Here is a 21,547-nt window from a genome sequence, read left to right on the forward strand (position 1 = left end):
AAAAACAAAGCCAACAAAAAAGTAAAAGTGCTGCCGAATATCACGACTTCTCGTAGGGTTCCACAGAGGATTCTTGATCTATCAAATACCTTCTACCCCAAAGGGCAAGAGCAGATGAGCTTGTCTGAAGTTGAAGGACGCCTCACATACATCACTACAGAAGATGACCATTATGACGCTGTACTTAGCCATCACATTGAGAGTGGGAGTTTAGTTAGCATCTTCAGAAAAGAAGGTAACTACTCAACTAAACAAGTAGGATCACTACCCGAGTTTGACCCTGAGGTAGAAGAGCTACTTACAGTAAAATTCCCCGAATACGAAGAAGGGGTGGTCATATATTCATTACAGCGTTTCTTTGCATCTTTGCTGTCCAAAAATGACAACAACAGTTCCATACGTAAATTTCTTGCCAAGCTCGAAATCCCGTATGAAAAAGAGTTGTTTAAAAACCTTTGTCGAACTGCTGAGCAATATAGTTCATCCAAGGGCAACTCGGCTAAGTACACAATAAGCAGCATCCAGCGCACTAAGGGCTTAGAGTCTAAAGTCTGTGTATTAGTCTTAACACCAGCGATTTTCAAATGCTTAATGCAGGATGCTGTAACCAAGTTCAACAAGACTTGGAATATAGTTTACGTTGCATTAACGAGGGCTGAGTCAGAGCTTGTTGTTGCAGTAGACATGGATTTACTTGGCAACAAATACAAGCACGATGACATTGTTAAAAGCCTTGAATCTATTGGGTTTGAAGTGTTAAACCCAAATCATCCAAACCACAAAACAAAGAAAAAATTAGAGTGAACATAGTATTAACCAAAGATAATTGCCAAAAATCTGCTTTGTCCAGATTTTCCATACCTTTAGTTATTCATGAATTGCTAATTTAGGAAAGTCGCTGGCAAACTTCTGTCCAATTTTACGGCAGTTATGTTTTATTCTCAGGTCTTGTGTGCAACCAAGTGATTATCGGCTAATATTAAGCAAGTAAAAGCTACTGCATTTATATGATTCCTTTACAAAAAACTTCGAGTGTTATACATGGAAAAAGTTACTGCCTTCGTTGGTGTGATCTGTTGTTGTTTCGGTGCATTTCTCTGCTTCTATGGGATTCGAGGTTACATTATCAATGACCATTCTTATGCGTTCGTTCTAGTTAACGGTGTATCCGTCACCATTTTGGGAATCATTCTTACTATGTTTGGTGGGTATTTCTCTAGAAAAGAAATCAATCAGAAGGGGAAATGACCGTAGTGAACATCTCTTGTTGTGCCTTTGCTACTCAAAGTTTTATATAGTTGAAGTAATCCATAGATCGCTAAATTAGCAAAAGCACTGGCAAACTCCTGTCCAAACTTGCCCCAAAATATCGTTATATCCTTGTAGGCAGTTTTACCCGTCATAACATACAAAGACTCCATAACTGCCAGAAGGAAAGACAAACCAATCGTTAAATGATAAAGAGCGGTACTTGCGAAGTGAAATCAATACAAGTGAACAGCATCTGCGAACATAGAAACTCCTTCCCGCTGCTCAAACAGCGGGTTAGATAAAAAGGTCTAGTCGATGGGGGATTATGCTTTAGCGGGAGTTGAGTTAAATGGCTTGCGTAGCCAGTAGTCTAGGCTCACATATCGGCCACCGCCGTAGAAAAACAGTACCATCAACATAACAAAATAGGTTGCGGCAAACTCCATTCCATTATTTAGCATCACAGGATCACCAAGTTCTGTAATGTAGTTGTATCGACCGGGAAAGTTGCTCGCCAGCCACTCTATAAAACCATTCAAGCGCACTGTAGCTTCCATACTACCGGTAGCAATTGCATCCCAGCCATGTTTCCAATGCACCATAGCACTGGCAACGCTCATCATGAATATCATCGGAATTGCCATCACTCTAGTAAACAAACCGAGTGCAATACAAATACACCCTAGAACCTCAGTCGCAGCAGCAAGAAATGCAAGCAGTTCAGGGAAAGGAAGATTCAAGCCACCATCAGCAGCTGAAGCACCAAACCAAGCAACGGTACCCGAGAACCCAAGCACCTTAGAGCGCGCCCCGACAAAAATGACAGGAATAAGAAACAGGCGGATAGAAAGCAAAGCCAAAAAATCATACTTTTGGCATTTCTCCACAAAGCCGTCGAACCAGTTAAGAGCTGACTTAATCATAATTATTCTCCTATAAATTGGACCTTAAGAAGTCCTAATTCACCAAAATGTTGCACCCACTCAATTACACTAAAGCTGACATCATTCTGATTGACGGTTTGCTGCAGTTGAGCTGAAGTCAAATCAGGCTGATCTATGAGCATTTGAATCAAAGCAACATCTACGTCTCTCAACCTTTGAGAGACAACATGATGATCTTGGTTACGAAATACGCCATAAAACACGAAATGACTATCGGAGGTTAAAAAAGTCACCGAATCTTGATGAAGTAAAAAAGGAACTTGAGTGAGTTTTAAGGTTGGGTTTACTTGCAGGCAGTCGTCTTCCACTACTTCTTTGGGCGTAAAATAGGACATCTTGCCGCTTATTGAGTCAATCTCCACGCAAAAAGTAACCCATTCATACTCGAGTAATGCCAGTTGTTGTGATGAGACAAAGTTAGTACTGTTACTTTTGTCTTTCTGCAAAAAATGAACAAACTCTGTCGCTATTTGGTGGAATTCAGCCTCAAAAGCGCCATGTTTAGTCACAAACCCATCGACCATACCATCAAGCTTCTGGCGAGAAAATTGGGCATAAAACAGTGGAAATGTGGCATTCACTACGCTCAAAACATTATCGCGAATAAATTCGCTGTATCGACACAATATATTTTTCTCATTAGGAAAACGAATCATTGCTGAAAGCGATTCAGTTTGCGTTTGCATTTGGTTAGGAGGGTTAAGCATTGATCAACTCCTTACAAAGACCTTCTAGCGTTTGGCCAAATTCAAGTATTTCACCGTGGGTACTACGCAGTTCTTCTACCAATACCAACAGAGGTGGCATGTTTTGATCGCGTTCCAATAGCAAAGGTTTACTACCATGGACACAATAGGTGTAACGAGCCAGATCTAATACTTGTTTAGAAACAGGGGTTCCATGCGTATCAAGCAAAAAGCCATCATTTTCTTTAAGATGCCCAGCAATGTGGTAATACCGAATGGCTTCACTGGGTAGCGCATTCAACATTTTGTAAGGGCAATAACTGTGGTTTTGGCTATTCACGAACACATTGTTGATATCAAGTAGTAACTCACAGCCACTGCGATCACATAGTTCAGCAATAAATTCACCCTCTGGGATCTCGTTGCCATAACTGTGGTAGTAAGAGATATTTTCCAGTGCAAGTGGCCGTTGAATCAGATCTTGAACACGTTGAATGCGCTCAGCTAAATAGGCAATATTGTCTTTGTGCCTAGGCACTGGCAGCAACTCATATAAGTACCCTTGGCTATCTTTTGAAAAACTCAGGTGCTCACTGTAGATATCGATATTAAATTCATCGAGAAAACGAGCGACATCTTTTATAAAAGGTTTATTTAAAGGCTGACAATCACCGATAGACAAGCTGAGTCCATGTGCAACCAAAGGGTATGTTTGGGCGATATCTTGTAATTTTTCGCGCTTTACACCGCCAATATTCATCCAGTTTTCTGGTGCCAGTTCAAGGAAATCTATATCAGGGTGCTCAGGCAACTGACATAGCAAATCAATATGTTCGCTACGTAGCCCAAGCCCTTTTGACGTATTAACTATTGTCCGCATAAGCCACCTGTTATTTTACTCTGAGTTAACTTAATAGTTTCTGCAGAAGGTTGAATTCCCTCTCCCGTCACACCACATTGGCCATCACGAGCTCGCACTAACCTGCCTTGCGGATTACTTTTCAATTCTTGCTTTTCAAAACGTTTTTCTGTGCCACATTTACCAGCAGCACACTTTCCGCCATGCTCTGACTTAGATTGTGCTTCAACTGGCGCTTCAACTGAGGCGTCGGCAAAAACCATATTTGAGTTCAAAGTAATAACGGATGTCATTGCGATAGAAAGAGCGAGTTTATTGTTCATTAGACATCTCCTTAGCCGCGCTCATGGGGTAGCTTGATAAGTCATGCCCAGCAATGACCTGACCTTTGTAGTACTGCTTCACAATATTAATCGACTCAGGCTTGAGCTTAAGGCCTAAGCCCATCCAATGATTGAGGACTAATAGTTTAGGGTTCACCTGTGCAGCTATTTTGCCGACAATTGAAGGCTTAGCATGCAAAAATGCTGACACTTCATCCGCATCTTCGTGTATTGCCAACGGCATAAGAAGAATGTCAGCACCTTGTGCAAACTCTACGAAATCTGGATTACTGCCATTTTGGTCAGCCGAAATCACCATCACACCATCTTCACTTTCAATACGGTAGGCTAAACAAGGCACATCACCATGCGGAATACCAAGTGCATAAATCGTTAATCCATCTTGCTGATAAACCTGAGTACCTTGCGAAGAGGTGTATGGCACGTCTGTAATAGTGACCGGAAATAAGCCGTCGCTACCATCGAAAAGGCCATTGAGATAGGCATAAGCACCCTTATCACCATCGAAAAGCGCTTTCATATACCCTGTCATACTAGGAAAAGCAGAACCTGCCTCAGGGCCAGCGATATCTAAAGGATCTTGGCGATCAAAAAAATAACCACCTTTAAGTAATGCTGGAACATCAGCAACGTGATCGGTGTGAAAATGGCTCAAACCGAGAAAATCGAGTTCTTCTAGTTTTCCGCCCGCCTGACCAAATCTGAGATAGACACCGCCACCTGCATCTATCATTACTCGTGACTTTCCTTTCCACCAAATAAGTTCCCCCGAAGAAGCGCGGAGATCATCAGAAATAGGTCCACCAGATCCAAGAAGTTGTAGAGTAAAATCTTTCTCTAATGGTTCGAGAGAGAGGGCATAGCTATTGACTGAACCAAGAGATAACCCCATAGCCAGTATTAATACTTTTAAAGGCTGTTTCATATCAAATACCTGTGAGTAACAGTTTTATTTATCTTTTTTGGATGATTATCCAAAGCAGTGATGAGGGCAGGAAAAACGGCTTGTTTTTGATGTCCGTCAAAGTACTCAACTACGATATCTAATATTTAAAGTTAAATATATCTAGATATATTTAATTTTAGTTAAGATAAACTGAACATTAAATCACTCAAAATTAATATACAAAGATGTTAACTGTATCTTGATATGAAACTGTTTACTTGGAATGGGGCCAAAGGTTTGCTCTCCACCTGTGGAAGAGCGGAAGTAAATCCATATTATCCTAGTTATAAAATCAATATAACCAATAACATAAAGGATAATACTACCATGAAGAAAACAGCGTTAGTTCTCTCCCTACTTGCCTCAAGTCAAGTTTGCTTTGCCAGTAATTCGCTTTATCAACCGAAAGATGAAAACACACCATCTATTGAATCCATTACGATGAGCTATGGCACTCCAATGAAAAAAGAGCTTGCTCTGAATGGCGCGACTTCTGGCTTGCCGAAAACCGCTTTTTATGGTGCAACCATGAAGCTTAATATGATTAGAGGCGTTGCGCCCTACTCTATCGAAGTAACAGAAGGTAATGTGGATATTGAAGAGGATATCCTTACTATCAAAGATAAAGGCAAAATCAAATTGCTCATCTCTGACTCTGTAGGCTCAAGTTTCACTTATTCTTTTAATCCGAGTTTTTTCTCTACACCCGATGATCTGCTCAGAACCTTTTCTCAATCTGAGCAATATTGCAATAATATGGGTGGTAGCCTACCCAAAATTGAAGAGATTGCTCTGGTTCCTACCGCCAGAATGTTCGGTTACTTATTTGCTGAGTGGGGAAGTTTTTCTTTAAATAAATCAGACTGGTACACACCTGATCAAGATATTTCTTATAAACTATTTAGAAACCAAGATGAATGGGGAAGCATGGGTTATCAAGGGCATATCTCTGCCCATATGGATAATGGTCTAGTCTACCAAACGTTTGATGATGCGCTTATGAGAACCACATGTATTTTAAAATAAATACCACTTTTTAATTTAGGTTGCGGTAATGAAACTTAGTCCTCTTTTGTTTCCTTACCTGCAAAAAAGCCCACTATTAAAATGGGCTTTTTCTATTTATCTTAGCTTTCACTAAGCTTCGTTTTCAGCAATCTTCGCATGAAGCTCTTGTACCGAAGTTACAGTAGCGCACGCATCAGCAGCATGTGACATACAAGTGGCAAATGCCGCATTGAGTGTTGTCGTGTAGTTCACCTTTTCTGCTAGAGCGCCACGGCGCAATACTTTAGAGTCTTCAATCGACTGACGACCTGCAGTCGTATTCACGATATAGGTATACTCGTTGTTCTTGATGCGGTCTAGGATGTGTGGACGACCTTCGTGTACCTTGTTAACAAGACGAGGATTGATCCCCGCTTCACCAAGAATAATCGCTGTACCATGTGTGGCGTCTAGCTGGTAACCAAGTTTGGTTAGCTTAGATGCAAGGTCGACTACTCGTTGCTTGTCACCTTCGCGAACAGACAGGAGTGCGCGGCCACCTTCTGGATAGACTTTGTCACAACCGAGTTCTGCTTTTGCGTAAGCTTCTGCAAAAGTTGCACCAACGCCCATCACCTCACCTGTAGAGCGCATTTCTGGGCCTAATAGTGGATCAACACCTGGGAACTTATTAAATGGCAATACAACTTCTTTTACTGAGTAATATGGCGGAATAATCTCTTTGAGAAAACCTTGTGATTCAAGTGATTGACCTGCCATAACTCGAGCTGCGATTTTCGCAAGAGGTGCGCCAGTTGCTTTTGATACAAAAGGAACAGTACGAGCAGCACGCGGGTTAACTTCAATCAGATAAACGTCGTTACCTTTAACCGCAAATTGCGTATTCATCAAGCCGCGTACACCTAGCTCAAAGGCTAGCTTTTCTACTTGCTCACGCATCTTATCTTGGATTTCCTGGCTTAATGTGTAAGCAGGAAGAGAACATGCTGAGTCACCAGAGTGAACACCCGCTTGCTCGATATGCTCCATGATACCGCCGATAACCACACGCTCACCATCGCAGATAGCATCAATATCGACTTCAGTTGCATCATCTAAGAATCGATCCAGCAACACTGGAGATTCATTTGATACACTAACGGCTTCGTTAAAGTAGCGACGTAAATCTTGCTCATCGTAAACGATTTCCATCGCACGGCCGCCCAATACGTATGAAGGACGAACTACCAGTGGAAAGCCTATTTCCCTGGATTTCTCTACTGCTTGATCAAGGGCTGTTACTGTAGCGTTCTCTGGCTGTAACAACCCTAGGCGGTCAACAGCCGCCTGGAAGCGTTCACGATCTTCAGCGCGGTCAATCGCATCCGGGCTTGTCCCTATGATAGGAACACCAGCAGCTTCAAGTGCACGAGCTAGCTTCAAAGGTGTTTGCCCACCATATTGAACGATGACTCCTTTTGGCTTTTCAACTCGAACAATAGACAACACGTCTTCTAAAGTCACGGGTTCAAAGTAAAGGCGATCGGAAGTGTCATAGTCAGTTGAGACGGTTTCAGGGTTACAGTTAACCATAATAGTTTCATAACCGTCTTCACGTAGAGCAAGTGAAGCATGTACACAGCAATAATCAAACTCGATACCTTGCCCGATCCGGTTTGGACCACCGCCCAGAACCATGATCTTGTCTTTATCTGTAGGCTGCGCTTCACACTCTTCATCGTAAGATGAGTACATGTAAGCGGTATCAGAAGAAAACTCAGCCGCACAAGTATCGACACGCTTGTAGACTGGGTGAATGTCATACTGGTCACGTAGACGACGGATTTCATTCTCAGATACACCAAGGATTGAAGACAGGCGCGCATCAGAGAAACCTTTCCGCTTCATCTTACGCAAAACATCTTGCGATAAACCAGCAAAGCCACCTGTTTTGACCTCATTTTCTAGATTAATAAGATCTTCAATTTGTACCAAGAACCAGCGATCAATTTGAGTTAGGTTGAAGACACCATCGACTGACATACCAGCACGGAATGCATCTGCAATATACCAAATACGCTCAGCGCCGGCTTCTTTTAACTCATGACGAATTTTAGTGAGAGCATCTGGTGCATCTAGGTCCACCATTTCATCAAAGCCATTCACACCAATTTCAAGGCCACGTAATGCTTTTTGCAGCGATTCTTGTTGGTTACGGCCTATAGCCATCACCTCACCCACTGATTTCATCTGAGTAGTAAGACGGTCATTTGCACCGGCAAATTTCTCGAAGTTAAAGCGAGGAATTTTAGTCACAACGTAATCAATGGTAGGCTCAAACGATGCTGGTGTCGCACCACCTGTAATATCATTTTGTAGCTCATCAAGAGTAAAACCTACCGCTAACTTAGCGGCAATTTTAGCAATTGGGAAACCTGTCGCTTTTGATGCAAGAGCAGAAGAACGAGACACTCGCGGGTTCATCTCGATAATAACCATACGGCCATCTTTCGGATTGATTCCAAACTGTACGTTTGAGCCGCCTGTTTCAACACCAATTTCACGCAATACTGCAAGCGAGGCATTACGCATTAACTGATATTCTTTATCCGTCAGAGTCTGCGCTGGAGCCACTGTAATAGAATCACCAGTATGAATACCCATTGGGTCGAAGTTCTCAATAGCACATACAATGATACAGTTATCCGCTTTATCGCGAACCACTTCCATCTCATACTCTTTCCAACCTATCAAAGATTCATCAATAAGAAGCTCATTAGTTGGGGAAAGATCTAGACCTCGGCGACAGATTTCTTCGAATTCTTCTTTATTATACGCAATACCACCGCCTGTTCCTCCCATAGTAAATGAGGGACGAATAATACATGGAAAGCCCACCATATCCAGGACACCATAAGCTTCTTCCATGTTCTTGGCAGTATCAGCCCGAGGACAATCAAGACCAATAGACTTCATCGCTTTATCAAAGCGAGAACGGTCTTCAGCTTTATCAATAGCATCTGCCGTTGCGCCTATCATTTCTACACAAAACTCTGCTAGTACCCCATGCTTTTCTAAATCAAGCGCGCAGTTAAGCGCCGTTTGGCCACCCATGGTGGGAAGTACTGCGTCTGGACGTTCTTTTTCGATGATCTTGCGTACCACTTCCCACTGAATGGGTTCAATGTAAGTGGCATCTGCCATTTCAGGGTCAGTCATGATTGTGGCTGGATTAGAGTTGACAAGAATAACTCGATAACCCTCTTCACGAAGCGCTTTACAAGCTTGAGCGCCAGAGTAGTCAAACTCACATGCCTGACCGATAACAATCGGGCCTGCACCAAGAATTAGAATACTTTTTAGATCAGTACGTTTTGGCATTCTCTACTACTCCAAATTAAGCGCTGTGTTGTTTGATAAGTTCGATAAAGTGATCAAAAAGCGGTGCTGCGTCGTGTGGACCTGGGCTTGCTTCTGGGTGACCTTGAAAACTAAATGCTGGCTTATCTATACGGTGAATACCTTGAAGAGAACCATCAAATAGTGATACGTGTGTAGCACACAGATTCTCTGGTAAGCTAGCTTCATCGGCAGCAAAACCATGGTTTTGTGAAGAAATCATGACGACATTTCGGTCAAGATCTTTAACTGGATGGTTAGCACCGTGGTGACCAAACTTCATTTTGACTGTTTTAGCGCCTGATGCAATCGCCAATATTTGGTGGCCTAAACAAATACCAAAGATTGGTAAACCTTTATCTAAGAATACTTTTGTCGCTTCAATGGCGTAAATACAAGGCTCAGGATCGCCAGGGCCATTTGATAAAAATACCCCATCAGGATTAAGCGCTAACACTTCTTCAGCACTCGTTTCTGCAGGGACAACCGTTAGGCGGCAACCTCGGTCAACGAGCATGCGCAAGATATTTCGCTTTGCTCCAAAGTCATAGGCAACAACATGATATCGCAATTCGTTGCTTTCTTGCGCTTCTGGAAGGCCACCTTCGAGCGTCCACGAACCTTGTTGCCATTGATACGCTTCTTTTGTAGTAACTTCTTTCGCAAGGTCCATTCCTTTTAAGCCAGGGAATTCTTTTGCTTTCGCCAAAGCTAAAGCTTCGTCTAGGTTGGTACCCGCAACAATACAACCATTTTGTGCACCTTTCTCGCGTAGAATACGAGTCAATTTACGTGTATCGATATCAGCAATACCAATGATGTTTTGTGACTTAAGGTAATCAGAAAGGGTCTGTTCACTACGGAAGTTGGAAGCAGTAAGAGGTAGGTCGCGAATCACAAGGCCTTGTGCATGTATGGAAGATGATTCTTCGTCTTCGGAGTTGATTCCGGTATTGCCTATGTGAGGGTAAGTAAGAGTAACAATTTGCTGTGAATAGGAAGGATCAGTGAGAATTTCTTGGTACCCCGTCATCGAGGTATTAAAAACGACTTCACCAACAGATGAACCATCTGCTCCAATAGAAGCTCCGTGGAACACTGTCCCATCTTCTAGGACTAACAGTGCTGATTTACTCAAGACAACCTCCAGAATAAAAATGCAAAAATAATAAATTAAACTGCAAATTCGTCTTCCTTAACTCCTAACATAAGCGCTTTAAGGTTATATAGACAAATTGGCAGCATTCTAATGAGACTAATGAATTGTGTCAACAGGAGCATAAAAATTACTTCAAACTTTAGAGCACTTAAAACAAATAACCACTTATAACAGCCAAAACATTAGGTTTAACCTTTAGATTTAGCCATTATTATCCTAAATAAAAAAAAATAGCTACATATTGAATAACAAAAACCCACCCCTAGATTACTATCGCCACGCAAACGATAAACAAACACCAGTTAAAGGGTATTTTGAGCTACTTAATAAAATATCTGCATTAACAAGGCAAAATAAAAGAAAAAAAACAAAGAAAAGGTCTTTAAGATAAAAGTTTTTTGAGCGGTAAAAATAGAGGGCATAAAAAAAGCGCCAAGTCGGCTTGGCGCATAATTATTTATTTATAAATCATTCAGACCAAGTACATCCGTCATAGAGTATAAGCCTGCCGGTTTATCTTTTAACCATACCGCAGCCTTAACGGCACCATTAGCAAAGGTCATACGATCTGTCGCTTTGTGAGTGATCTCAACCCGTTCACCAATATCAGCAAACATTGCAGTGTGTTCCCCTACAATGTCTCCTGCACGAATAGTAGCAAACCCGATTTCATCTTTAGTACGCTCACCTGTAATCCCTTCTCGGGCATAGACAGCAACATCACTCAATTTATTGCCCATGGCTCCAGCAATCGCTTCTCCCATGCTGATAGCTGTACCTGAAGGCGCATCGACCTTGTAGCGATGGTGAGCTTCTACAACCTCGATATCACAATAGTCACCCATAACTTTCGCCGCCTTTTCAAGCAATTTGAACACCAGGTTTACGCCAACCGAATAATTTGATGCCATAACAACAGGTATTTTTGCCGCCGTCTTTTCAATCAATTCACGTTCATGTTCTGTAAAACCTGTTGTACCTATCACAATACTTTTACCATGCTGACGACAAAGCTCAAGGTTTGCCAAGGTACTTGCTGGAGCAGTAAAGTCGATGATGACATCAAACTGATCAATCTGTTTATTCAGCTCATCTGTCAGTACTACATTAAACTTTCCTTCCCCACAAAGTTCACCAATATCTACACCAACAAGAGATGACTCAGGTCTTTCAGAACCTGTACCAACTTGGGCAAGTGGATTTTGGTGAGTAGCTTTAACTAGGTTGCGACCCATGCGTCCAGCTGCTCCCGCAATTGCAATACGTACCATTCACTTCTCCATTATTTTCGTTTTTATGCTACTGAGTTAAAATTACCAACATTAAAGGTGGCTGGCTATATGTTCGATAATGAAATTTTCCTACTTAACCCCAAGTAAGATCCTATTTGATTCTATACTTTGCTGTTAATTTAACTGTTTAGGTATATTCGCTAACCACTCTATCTACGATAGACCTATTTGCTTCAGGAAATTCATAACCACCGAGTTCAGTAATTGCTATCCACTTTCCTTGCTGTCCTTCCTTGCCAAAAGGTTGGTTTTCAAAATCAGTCACCAGAATAAAATCAAACTCAAGCGACTTATCAGGATAATCGTATTCAAGATGTTCAAATAAGCTCTGCTTTGTCACCTGAATACCTACTTCTTCATCTAGCTCTCGTATAATCGCTTGTGCAGTAGTTTCATTATCCTCGACTTTTCCACCAGGGAACTCCCAAAAGCCCCCTTTATGCTTATCTTCAGGTCGCTTAGTAATAAAGACTTCTTTCTTTTCAGTATTTAAGATGATCGCTGCAACAATATGGATACGCTTCACAACTACTTTCCTCAAAAAAAGAGCCGCTAATGCGACTCTTAATATTTTATTATCTAGATCAGATTAACCACTAAGCTGACCATGGCATTGTTTATACTTTTTCCCACTACCACATGGGCAAGGCTCATTACGACCAACTTTTCGCTCCTCGCGAACCATTGGCTGATGAGAGTCTTCATCTTGATCAGAAAATTGATTAGTTGCCGAAACATGTTGCGCTTGAGTACGTCTTGCTGCTTCTTCAGCTTGCGCTAAGCGCTGCGCCTCCATACGTTCAACTTCTTCTTGTTGCTGAACACGCACTTTAGACAAGATGGTAATAACATCAGTTTTTAGTGCATCGAGTAAACCTTCAAATAACTCAAATGACTCACGCTTATATTCCTGTTTCGGGTTTTTCTGAGCATAACCACGTAAATGAATGCCTTGGCGTAAATGATCCATAGCGGCAAGGTGCTCTTTCCAGAGGGTATCAAGCGTCTGTAGCATGACTGACTTTTCAAAGTTACGTAGAACCTGCTCACCAACTACTATCTCTTTTTCTTTATAGACTGTCGTGGATGTCTCTAGTATCTTTTCTCGCAAGGCTTCTTCATAAAGCTTGTCATCATCTTCAAGCCACTGTTTTACTGGTGCATTGAGATCAAAATCATTTTTCAAACGATCTTGTAGTCCTTCGACATCCCACATATCTTCCAAAGACTGAGGTGGAATATATTCATCAATGACAGCACTAACAACATCAGCTCGATTCTGTTCAATCATTTCACTGATATCGTCAACATTCATTAGTTCATCACGCAACTCGTAAACAACTTTACGTTGATCATTGGCAACATCGTCGTACTCAAGAAGCTGTTTACGGATATCGAAGTTTCGACCTTCGACTTTACGCTGCGCTTTTTCAATCGAGCGTGATAACATTTTAGATTCAATCGCTTCCCCTTCTTCCATACCACTTTGGATAAGGCTGGCCATACGGTCAGAAGTAAAAATACGCAGTAGCGAATCTTCCATAGAAAGGTAAAAGCGTGAAGAGCCAGCATCACCTTGACGACCAGAGCGACCTCGTAGTTGATTATCAATACGGCGAGATTCATGACGCTCAGTACCAATAATATGTAGACCACCAGCATCGAGAACTTTATCGTGAATTTCTTTCCAATCAGCCTTGATAACTTCAATTTGCTCTTGAGTTGGATTATCTAAGACATCTATTTTTGCCTGCCAGCTTCCACCCAACACGATATCTGTACCACGACCAGCCATATTGGTAGCAATGGTAACCGCACCTGGCGTACCCGCTTGTGCAACAATTTCCGCTTCTCGCTCATGGAATTTGGCATTCAGTACATTATGTTTAATCTTGGCTTTTTTCAGCGCATTAGATAAAAGCTCTGATTTTTCAATTGATACTGTACCAACTAATGAAGGCTGACCTTCTTCTACTCGCTGCTTAATATCTTCAATGATAGCGGCAAACTTTTCCGCCTCTGTGCGATATACCACATCAGGCATATCATTACGAACCATAGGTTTATTAGTCGGTATAACAACAGTATCTAGACCATAAATAGACTGGAACTCAAAAGCTTCTGTATCTGCGGTTCCCGTCATACCAGAAAGTTTTTCATATAGACGGAAGAAATTCTGGAATGTAATGGAAGCTAAGGTCTGATTTTCATTCTGGATCTTGACACCTTCTTTAGCCTCCACCGCTTGATGAAGCCCTTCAGACCAACGACGTCCAGGCATTGTACGGCCAGTATGCTCATCAACAATTACTACTTCGCCGTCTTCATTGACGATATAGTCGACGTTTTTCTCAAACAAGACATGAGCCCGCAACGCCGCATTGACATGATGAAGTAAACTGATATTAGTTGGGGAGTAAAGAGTATCTCCTTCTTCCATCAGACCGTTTGTTATCATCAATTCTTCAACATGCTCTTGACCTGTTTCCGTCAAATGCACCTGCTTTGATTTTTCGTCAACAGTGTAATGCCCATCACCGCGATATTCTTCAGAGTCTTCCTGATCTTGTTTTTGTAGGTTAGGGATTAATGTGTTGATACGCGTATATAAATCAGAGCTATCTTCAGCTGGCCCTGAAATAATTAAAGGTGTACGTGCTTCATCTATTAAGATGGAATCCACTTCATCGACAACCGCAAAAAATCGTTCACGCTGAACTCGGTCTTCAGAGCGAAACGCCATATTGTCACGCAAATAATCGAATCCAAACTCATTGTTAGTACCGTAAAGTATATCGGCTAAGTAAGCCTGCTTTTTCTCTTGTGGAGGCATGTTAGGTACATTCACACCAACCGTCATACCTAAAAACTCAAACAAAGGACGGTTTGTCTCAGCATCACGCGCAGCAAGATAGTCGTTAACGGTAACAACGTGAACGCCTTTTCCGGCAAGGGCGTTAAGATAAGCAGGAAGAGTTGCTGTCAGTGTTTTACCTTCACCTGTACGCATCTCTGATATTTGACCAGCATTGAGCACCATTCCACCGATCAGCTGAACATCGAAATGGCGCATACCATATACGCGCTTGGAAGCTTCACGTACTGTAGCAAAAGCCTCAGGAAGTAAGCCATCTAGTGTTTCACCTTGTTCAAGACGCTGGCGGAACTCAACGGTTTTTGCTTTCAATTCTTCATCTGAAAGCGCTTCAAGCCCAGGTTCATAGTTATTTATTTCTTTTACAATTTTTCTAAGGCGACGTAACGTGCGGTCGTTGCGACTGCCAATTACCTTTGTCAGTAGCTTAGTTATCATTTGCTATGCATCTCTCTTTACTTAGATCGGGCCCGATCTATATTCTATGCCTTCAGTTTCTAACAGTTTTAAACTAAGAATACTGAGATAAATCACTTTACCCAGATATTGCGGTGAGAACGTTAGATTTCAAGGCGTAAGTGGCGCTTAGTTTAAGGAATTTTACCACCAAGAACCAATAACAAGGTTATTTGTTTGAAGCATTCTTTATTTTTACTGGTTATATGGCGGATGTTTATACGCTTTATGAATCTCAAATCATTAAGTAAAGCTCATTAGAGTCAGATCATAGGTGTAAATGTTCTAGTTATTACTTATCAATAAGAGGGCATTTTTTTGCCACAAAAACATACTAAAATAAAAAAACCAGGCAATTGCCTGGTTTTTAGAAAGAGTTTACTTCTACACAATGAGTGCATTCACATTAGCAAATGCAACAGGAGATGTGGATTCTTCTTCAAAGGTTACCCACTCCCATGCTTCTTGGTCTGCTAGAACAGAACGTAAAAGCTGGTTGTTTAGTCCGTGGCCTGATTTAAAAGCACGGAATTCACCAATAATTGGGTGACCACACATATATAGATCACCAATAGCGTCAAGAACCTTGTGAGTGACGAATTCGTTATCAAAACGAAGACCTTCTTCATTCAAAATACGATACTCGTCCAGCACTATCGCACAGTCAAAACTACCGCCCAGACATAGGTTTTGTGACTGTAAGTATTCTATATCATGCATAAAACCAAAAGTTCGTGCTCGAGAAATATCTTTCACAAACCCTTGCGATGAAAAGTCAAACAATAGATGTTGTTCATCGGATTCAATAGCAGGATGGTTAAACTCGATTTCAAAATCCATACGAAAACCGTTATACGGTACAAATTCGGCCCATTTATCACCGTCTTCAAAGCGTACTGGTTTTTTTATACGGATAAAGCGTTTAGCTACATTTTGCTCTTCAAGACCAGCTTGTTGGAGCAAAAATACGAATGGGCTTGCGCTACCATCCATAATAGGAACTTCAGGTGCATCGACTTCAACGATAATATTATCAATTCCCATACCAGCAAGCGCGGCATTCAAGTGTTCAACCGTAGATATACGTATACCTTCATCATTAACTAATGCGGTACATAACATAGTGTCACGAACGGATTGAGCATCAACGGGAAAATCGACAGGTGGATTAACATCTGTTCGACGGTATATAACGCCTGTGTTTGCAGCCGCTGGGCGAAGAGTCAACGTGACTTTACGTCCAGAGTGGAGACCCACTCCCGTTGTTTTCACTATTTCTTTCAGAGTACGTTGTCTGATCATCTGCTTGCCTCAGTACAAATTGCTACAAAACACGGTCAATAAGCAACATCGACCGTGGATCGTACCATAATTTTGAACAGTGTCAAATTATGTCTAGTTTAGTCAGCCTGACGACGTAAAAATGCTGGAATATCCAGATACCCAGTATCCTTATCGGCTTTTGGAGCTGCACTTTGTTGGCCAGCACCTGAGCTTGAAGGAGCAGAACTTGTCGGCTGAGGAGTTGCTTGTGTTTTCTCCTGCAAAGTTGATGCCGGGTTCTCTTCTGCTTTATTGACAGCTTGTTGTTGAGCAGGCGCAACTGGTTGAGTTTGTGGCTGAGCGACAGGAGAAACTTTTGTTTTTCCTCCAGCAACTAAGGTGATATCAGGCTTCTTTTCAGTACCGATACCAGTAGCAACAACAGTCACACGAATCTCATCAGCCATATCAGGGTCTAACGAAGTACCAATAACAACTGTAGCATTATCTGAAGCAAATGCCTTGACTGTATTACCAACCGTTTCAAATTCATCCAGACGCATATCAAGACCAGCTGTAATATTTACCAGAACACCACGAGCACCAGCAAGATCTATATCTTCAAGCAGAGGACTTGAGATTGCCATCTCAGCCGCTTCCTCAGCACGATCTTCACCTTTGGCAACACCGCTTCCCATCATGGCATGACCCATTTCTGACATCACAGTGCGAACATCCGCAAAGTCAACGTTAATCATACCTGGACGAGTAATAAGTTCCGCAATACCTTGTACTGCATTCTTAAGTACGTCATTCGCGCTGGCAAAAGCTTCTAATAAAGTAATCCCACGCCCTAGCACTTTAAGCAGTTTTTCATTAGGAATCGTAATTAAAGAATCAACTTGTTTCGATAACTCTTCAATTCCTTGCTCTGCAAATGCTAAGCGCTTCTTACCTTCGAAGCTAAATGGTTTAGTCACAACGGCTACCGTCAATATACCCAGTTCTTTTGCAACTTCTGCAATTACTGGAGCAGCACCTGTTCCTGTTCCACCACCCATACCAGCTGCGATAAATACCATATCGGCACCTTCGAGCTCTTCTTTAATTCTATCGCGATCTTCGAGAGCAGCGTCACGCCCAACTTGAGGGTTAGCTCCAGCTCCAAGACCTTTTGTCATATCACCACCAATCTGGATAACGCTATTCACGCTTGTTTTACGAAGCGCTTGCGCATCTGTATTGATGCTAATGAATTCCACGCCTTCGATGGATTCACGTACCATGTGTTCAACAGCATTACCGCCGCCGCCACCAACCCCAACGACTTTGATTACCGCGTCATCAGACATTTCCATCATCGGTTCAAACATGTGTTATCTCCGTTTATCCTGCTACTCAGGTTAAAATTCTCTTTGTATCCAGTTACGCAAGCGCCCAAATAATGTTGTTACAGACTGGCGTTTTGGCTCAGTATACTCTGTATCCTCATTAATTTGGCTATCTCTTGCATAATGAAGTAAACCCACAGCCGTTGAATGATACGGCTCTTTTACATAATCTGTCAGCCCACTCACTTCGAGAGGCTTTCCTACTCTTACTTGATTACGGAATACGCGTTCAGCGCATTCCACTAATCCTTGAATTTGTGCAGCTCCACCCGTCAGAACTACACCTGCTGCAAGATGATGTTTAATTCCTTCTTCTCGCAACGCATCCTGAACTGTATCGATAGTCTGATTTACTAGGCCCATCAGTTCAGTATAACGGGGCTCAACCACTTCAGATAAAGTTTGTCTTTGCAAACTACGCGAAGGTCGTCCTCCAACGCTAGGTACATTAACGGTATCATCTTTACTGACTAGTTCACTGAGTGCACAACCATATTTTACTTTTATTTCTTCAGCATCACTAACAGGTGTACCAAATGCAAATGCAATATCACTAGTGACCGCATTACCCGCATAAGAAAATACTTCTGTATGCCTCAAAGCACCACCAGTCCATATAGAGACGTCCATAGTGCCTGCACCAATATCAACAACACAAACGCCTAACTCACGTTCATCTTCAGTGATAACTGCGGTACTGGCAGCTAAACCAGAATACACTAAGTGTTCAACTCTTAGTCCGCAACGCTCAACAGCCTTAATAATATTTCTTGCCATATCATTATGGCATGAGATCAGGTGAACACTGACTTCCATCCGCACTCCTGATAACCCTAGCGGATTTTTTATCCCTTCTTGGTAATCAATGGTAAATTCTTGAGGAATTACATGCAGAATGCGTTGCTCGTCACCTATTTTGATAGATTTAGCAGTATGGATAGCGCGATCCATATCTTCTTGGGAAACCTCTTCATCTGAAATGGTCCCCATGCCTTTTTCTATTCGACTGGCAATATGCCGACCAGATATAGAAATAAAAACATTACTAATCTGGCATTCAGCCATTAGTTCGGCCTGGTCAACAGCGCGCTGGACGGACTTAACGACGGACTCTAAATCGTTAACTCCACCTTTATCCATCCCGCGGGAGGGGCTGCTACCGGCACCAATGATATTTATTTGACCATCAGGCAGAACTTCTCCAACCAGAGCCGATACGGTTGCTGTGCCTATATCAAGACCAACAATAATGTTGTCATCAGCGGTCTTTGTCATCTGTGCTCTCTTGCTCTAACTCTTGTCCAGGAAACCAACCTACAGAAGCTCCTGTATCATACCTGAGGTCAATATAGCTGACTCTCTGTGAATCGCTACCTAAGTTTTTGTATAACGAGAGGAATCGCTCGACCCTCTCATATAAATATTCTTTACCTAATTCAAGCCTAATACCATTATCAAGAATAATCTGCCAAGCCCGACGCTCATTTAACAGCAAAGAAGATATCTTAAGGTCTAATACAGCAAATTTGGGACTTACCTCTCGCCATACCTCTAACACTTCTTGGTTACTTCCTAAAGGCCCGTATAGTTTTACACGTTGTTCACTCAATCTATCAATATCACCATTGAAGATATTACCTTGATAATTAAGCAACTCAGTACCATTCCAGACAGCAACTGCTATATATTCCGTCAAAAACACTTTCACTGTGTCAGGCCACTGTTTTCTAATAGAAGCATGAGCGACCCAGGGTATAGCTTCAACCGTATCTTGCAAAACTTTAACATCTTGTGACATAAACGTACCAACATGCGGCAAAGTAGCAAATGCGCGCTGGACATCTAGCGATGTTACATATTTCAACTGCCCTTCCAATATTATATTCGATAGTGGTAGTCGCTTATCGTCCCACATCCAAGATACTGTGGAATACAAAATTGAACTAATCAACAGCAATACAAGTAATAAAAACAGCCCACCAATACTATGCTTTCTTAATATCGGGTGCTCGGTTAGGCGACGGCCCTCTATATGCGCACTTTCGTCTAAGTCCGTTGCCATTCAATCGCGACCTTATTCCTTACCTATTTTCATACCAAGGCAAAGTACTTATATTAACCTTTGGATTATACTGGTGTCATGTAAAGTATCAAACATTGAAATTGAGAAATCACACTTTAATTCTATTTTTCGTCTCAAATATTAGAAATTTCACTTTTTCAATCATTAGTACGCATTTTTTCTAAGCTTAATTCATACATGGCCAATTGCTTTGCTACCTTGCCAATATCTCCTGCACCTTGCGTTAGCACCAAGTCACCATCTTGCAAAATATTTGCTAAAACTGATGGTAATGCACTGATCTCAGAAACAAAAATAGGGTCCAGCTTTCCGCGACTACGAATAGTCCGACACAATGATCGGCCATCAGCTCCTGCTATCGGCTTTTCACCTGCAGAGTACACATCGAGCATAAGTAGAACATCAACTTGATCGAGCACATTGGCGAAATCATCATATAGATCCCGTGTGCGGCTATAACGATGTGGCTGGAAGATCATCACCAGACGTTTTTCCTTCCAACCATTGCGAGCAGCATGGATAGTCACATCCACTTCTGTTGGATGATGACCATAATCGTCAACTAACATAACATGACCATTACCCGTCTCAAATTCACCTAAGTGCTCAAACCGCCGTCCAGTCCCTTGCGTTGAAGCCATAGCACGTAAAATCGCGTCATCGTTAATATCATCCTCAGTCGCGACTGCAATTGCCGCAGCGGCATTAAGAGCATTGTGCCGCCCAGGAATATTCAGAGTGATCTCTATGTTTGTACGCCCATTACGCGCTACAGTGAATTTACCTTGTTGGCCATACTGGCAATAATTTTCAATACGAACATCGGCCTGTTCATCGAAGCCATAGGTAATCACTTGGCGACTAATACTTGGGATTAACTCTCTTACTACAGGATCGTCGATACAAACAATAGCCTGCCCATAAAAAGGCAAATTATGTAAGAAATCGATAAAAGTTTGTTTAAGTGTCTCGAAATCACCACCATAAGTATCCATATGGTCAGACTCAATATTGGTAACAATACTAACCATAGGTTGTAAATACAGAAAAGAAGCATCACTCTCATCAGCTTCCGCAATCAAGATACGGCTTGAACCCAAGCGTGCATTGGCGCCAACACTTTTAACTAAGCCACCGTTAACAAAAGTTGGGTCTAAACCAGCTTCTGAATAAATCTGGGTCACTAAAGCTGTTGTTGTTGTCTTACCGTGTGTTCCCGCCACTGCAATTCCATGTCTAAAACGCATAAGTTCTGCGAGCATTTCAGCTCGACGTACTATTGGAATTCTAGCCGCGCGCGCAGCTAAAATCTCAGGGTTTTCTTCACTGACAGCCGTCGATACGACCACCACACTGGCTTTGTTGATATTGGAGTCGCTATGGCCAATAAAGATCCTCGCCCCTTTCTGGGCTAAACGTTCAGTTACTTGATTATCCGCAAGATCAGAACCTGAGATCTGGTAGCCCTCATTAAGCAAAACTTCTGCAATACCACTCATTCCTGCACCACCGATACCAATAAAATGAATACATTTTACACGACGCATTTCCGGTACCATGGCACGAATGTGCGCTAAGTTTTGAGTATGTTGAATTGTCATGGATATTTCTC

General features: G+C 42.0%; 18 protein-coding genes and 1 pseudogene. 3 read left to right on the forward strand and 16 right to left on the reverse strand.

All coding sequences use genetic code 11. The annotated features are described in order from the left end of the window. The first annotated feature begins 27 nt into the window (after positions 1–27). Together OCV27_RS11920 and OCV27_RS11925 are read left to right on the forward strand one after the other, a co-directional pair. The gene (locus tag OCV27_RS11920; RefSeq protein WP_221740606.1) at positions 28–804 is read left to right on the forward strand and encodes a DEAD/DEAH box helicase; all 777 of its coding nucleotides are present in this window, start codon (positions 28–30) and stop codon (positions 802–804) included. Positions 805–1,041: 237 nt separating this feature from the next. After that, positions 1,042–1,248 (forward strand): hypothetical protein, encoded by a 207-nt coding sequence (locus OCV27_RS11925; RefSeq protein WP_125320065.1) that lies wholly within the window; start codon positions 1,042–1,044, stop codon positions 1,246–1,248. Here OCV27_RS11925 and OCV27_RS20875 read toward each other — a convergent pair. From OCV27_RS20875 to OCV27_RS11955, 6 genes and pseudogenes are all read right to left on the reverse strand, one after another. Beyond that, positions 1,242–1,514 (reverse strand): annotated as a pseudogene (locus tag OCV27_RS20875) (cytochrome ubiquinol oxidase subunit I); the annotation flags it as partial. The gene OCV27_RS11925 and the pseudogene OCV27_RS20875 sit on opposite strands and share 7 nt — an antisense overlap. Before the next feature lie 60 nt (positions 1,515–1,574). After that, the gene (locus OCV27_RS11935) at positions 1,575–2,174 is read right to left on the reverse strand and encodes an HvfX family Cu-binding RiPP maturation protein (RefSeq protein WP_125320066.1); all 600 of its coding nucleotides are present in this window, start codon (positions 2,172–2,174) and stop codon (positions 1,575–1,577) included. A gap of 2 nt (positions 2,175–2,176) precedes the next feature. Beyond that, the gene (locus OCV27_RS11940) at positions 2,177–2,902 is read right to left on the reverse strand and encodes an HvfC/BufC family peptide modification chaperone (RefSeq protein ID WP_125320067.1); all 726 of its coding nucleotides are present in this window, start codon (positions 2,900–2,902) and stop codon (positions 2,177–2,179) included. Then, the gene (locus OCV27_RS11945; protein ID WP_125320068.1) at positions 2,895–3,761 is read right to left on the reverse strand and encodes an MbnB/TglH/ChrH family RiPP precursor modification enzyme; all 867 of its coding nucleotides are present in this window, start codon (positions 3,759–3,761) and stop codon (positions 2,895–2,897) included. The genes OCV27_RS11940 and OCV27_RS11945 overlap by 8 nt, the downstream gene beginning before the upstream one ends. After that, positions 3,749–4,063, reverse strand: coding sequence for a hypothetical protein (locus tag OCV27_RS11950; RefSeq protein ID WP_125320069.1), 315 nt, complete (start codon positions 4,061–4,063; stop codon positions 3,749–3,751). The genes OCV27_RS11945 and OCV27_RS11950 overlap by 13 nt, the downstream gene beginning before the upstream one ends. Next, a complete protein-coding gene (locus OCV27_RS11955) occupies positions 4,053–5,009 on the reverse strand; it encodes an MBL fold metallo-hydrolase (protein ID WP_125320070.1) in 957 nt (318 codons plus the stop codon). The genes OCV27_RS11950 and OCV27_RS11955 overlap by 11 nt, the downstream gene beginning before the upstream one ends. 348 nt (positions 5,010–5,357) lie before the next feature. Here OCV27_RS11955 and OCV27_RS11960 point away from each other — a divergent pair, with 348 nt between their 5' ends. After that, positions 5,358–6,056: a hypothetical protein gene (locus OCV27_RS11960; RefSeq protein ID WP_125320071.1), complete on the forward strand. Its 699-nt coding sequence runs from the start codon at positions 5,358–5,360 to the stop codon at positions 6,054–6,056. 111 nt (positions 6,057–6,167) lie between these two features. Here OCV27_RS11960 and carB read toward each other — a convergent pair whose 3' ends face one another. The 10 genes from carB to murC form a co-directional block, all read right to left on the reverse strand. After that, positions 6,168–9,398, reverse strand: a complete 3,231-nt coding sequence (carB, locus tag OCV27_RS11965) for a carbamoyl-phosphate synthase large subunit (RefSeq protein WP_125320072.1) — start codon at positions 9,396–9,398, stop codon at positions 6,168–6,170. 16 nt (positions 9,399–9,414) lie between these two features. Then, a complete protein-coding gene (carA, locus tag OCV27_RS11970; RefSeq protein ID WP_125320073.1) occupies positions 9,415–10,554 on the reverse strand; it encodes a glutamine-hydrolyzing carbamoyl-phosphate synthase small subunit in 1,140 nt (379 codons plus the stop codon). Positions 10,555–11,036: 482 nt separating this feature from the next. After that, positions 11,037–11,846 (reverse strand): 4-hydroxy-tetrahydrodipicolinate reductase, encoded by an 810-nt coding sequence (dapB, locus tag OCV27_RS11975; protein WP_125320074.1) that lies wholly within the window; start codon positions 11,844–11,846, stop codon positions 11,037–11,039. 148 nt (positions 11,847–11,994) lie between these two features. Then, complete coding sequence (gene mutT, locus OCV27_RS11980; protein ID WP_125320075.1) at positions 11,995–12,393, reverse strand: 8-oxo-dGTP diphosphatase MutT; 399 nt, start codon at positions 12,391–12,393, stop codon at positions 11,995–11,997. Positions 12,394–12,456: 63 nt separating this feature from the next. Continuing rightward, entirely contained in the window at positions 12,457–15,180 is a 2,724-nt protein-coding gene (gene secA / locus OCV27_RS11985; RefSeq protein ID WP_125320076.1) for a preprotein translocase subunit SecA, read from the reverse strand. Between the two features lie 402 nt (positions 15,181–15,582). After that, positions 15,583–16,500, reverse strand: coding sequence for a UDP-3-O-acyl-N-acetylglucosamine deacetylase (gene lpxC / locus OCV27_RS11990; RefSeq protein ID WP_125320077.1), 918 nt, complete (start codon positions 16,498–16,500; stop codon positions 15,583–15,585). 98 nt (positions 16,501–16,598) lie between these two features. Further along, positions 16,599–17,834 (reverse strand): cell division protein FtsZ, encoded by a 1,236-nt coding sequence (ftsZ, locus tag OCV27_RS11995; protein WP_125320078.1) that lies wholly within the window; start codon positions 17,832–17,834, stop codon positions 16,599–16,601. Between the two features lie 30 nt (positions 17,835–17,864). Further along, positions 17,865–19,127 carry a cell division protein FtsA gene (ftsA, locus tag OCV27_RS12000; protein ID WP_125320079.1) on the reverse strand — a complete coding sequence of 421 codons (1,263 nt, stop codon included), beginning with the start codon at positions 19,125–19,127 and terminating at the stop codon, positions 17,865–17,867. Next, the gene (locus tag OCV27_RS12005; RefSeq protein WP_125320080.1) at positions 19,111–19,914 is read right to left on the reverse strand and encodes a cell division protein FtsQ/DivIB; all 804 of its coding nucleotides are present in this window, start codon (positions 19,912–19,914) and stop codon (positions 19,111–19,113) included. The genes ftsA and OCV27_RS12005 overlap by 17 nt, the downstream gene beginning before the upstream one ends. A 158-nt stretch (positions 19,915–20,072) precedes the next feature. Next, on the reverse strand, positions 20,073–21,536 hold the full coding sequence (gene murC, locus OCV27_RS12010) for a UDP-N-acetylmuramate--L-alanine ligase (protein WP_125320081.1): 1,464 nt from the start codon (positions 21,534–21,536) through the stop codon (positions 20,073–20,075). Positions 21,537–21,547 lie beyond the last annotated feature (11 nt).

Source organism: Vibrio pectenicida (genome assembly GCA_024347015.1).
Classification (GTDB): Bacteria; Pseudomonadota; Gammaproteobacteria; order Enterobacterales; family Vibrionaceae; genus Vibrio; species Vibrio pectenicida.

Coding starts and splice junctions, on each gene's coding strand:
- OCV27_RS11960 (WP_125320071.1), top strand. CDS start 5,358: ATGAAGAAAACAGCGTTAGTTCTCTCCCTACTTGCCTCAAGTCAAGTT.
- lpxC (WP_125320077.1), bottom strand. CDS start 16,500: ATGATCAGACAACGTACTCTGAAAGAAATAGTGAAAACAACGGGAGTG.
- OCV27_RS11955 (WP_125320070.1), bottom strand. CDS start 5,009: ATGAAACAGCCTTTAAAAGTATTAATACTGGCTATGGGGTTATCTCTT.
- dapB (WP_125320074.1), bottom strand. CDS start 11,846: ATGGTACGTATTGCAATTGCGGGAGCAGCTGGACGCATGGGTCGCAAC.
- OCV27_RS11935 (WP_125320066.1), bottom strand. CDS start 2,174: ATGATTAAGTCAGCTCTTAACTGGTTCGACGGCTTTGTGGAGAAATGC.
- carB (WP_125320072.1), bottom strand. CDS start 9,398: ATGCCAAAACGTACTGATCTAAAAAGTATTCTAATTCTTGGTGCAGGC.
- ftsZ (WP_125320078.1), bottom strand. CDS start 17,834: ATGTTTGAACCGATGATGGAAATGTCTGATGACGCGGTAATCAAAGTC.
- secA (WP_125320076.1), bottom strand. CDS start 15,180: ATGATAACTAAGCTACTGACAAAGGTAATTGGCAGTCGCAACGACCGC.
- OCV27_RS12005 (WP_125320080.1), bottom strand. CDS start 19,914: ATGGCAACGGACTTAGACGAAAGTGCGCATATAGAGGGCCGTCGCCTA.
- OCV27_RS11950 (WP_125320069.1), bottom strand. CDS start 4,063: ATGAACAATAAACTCGCTCTTTCTATCGCAATGACATCCGTTATTACT.
- murC (WP_125320081.1), bottom strand. CDS start 21,536: ATGACAATTCAACATACTCAAAACTTAGCGCACATTCGTGCCATGGTA.
- ftsA (WP_125320079.1), bottom strand. CDS start 19,127: ATGACAAAGACCGCTGATGACAACATTATTGTTGGTCTTGATATAGGC.
- OCV27_RS11940 (WP_125320067.1), bottom strand. CDS start 2,902: ATGCTTAACCCTCCTAACCAAATGCAAACGCAAACTGAATCGCTTTCA.
- OCV27_RS11925 (WP_125320065.1), top strand. CDS start 1,042: ATGGAAAAAGTTACTGCCTTCGTTGGTGTGATCTGTTGTTGTTTCGGT.
- OCV27_RS11945 (WP_125320068.1), bottom strand. CDS start 3,761: ATGCGGACAATAGTTAATACGTCAAAAGGGCTTGGGCTACGTAGCGAA.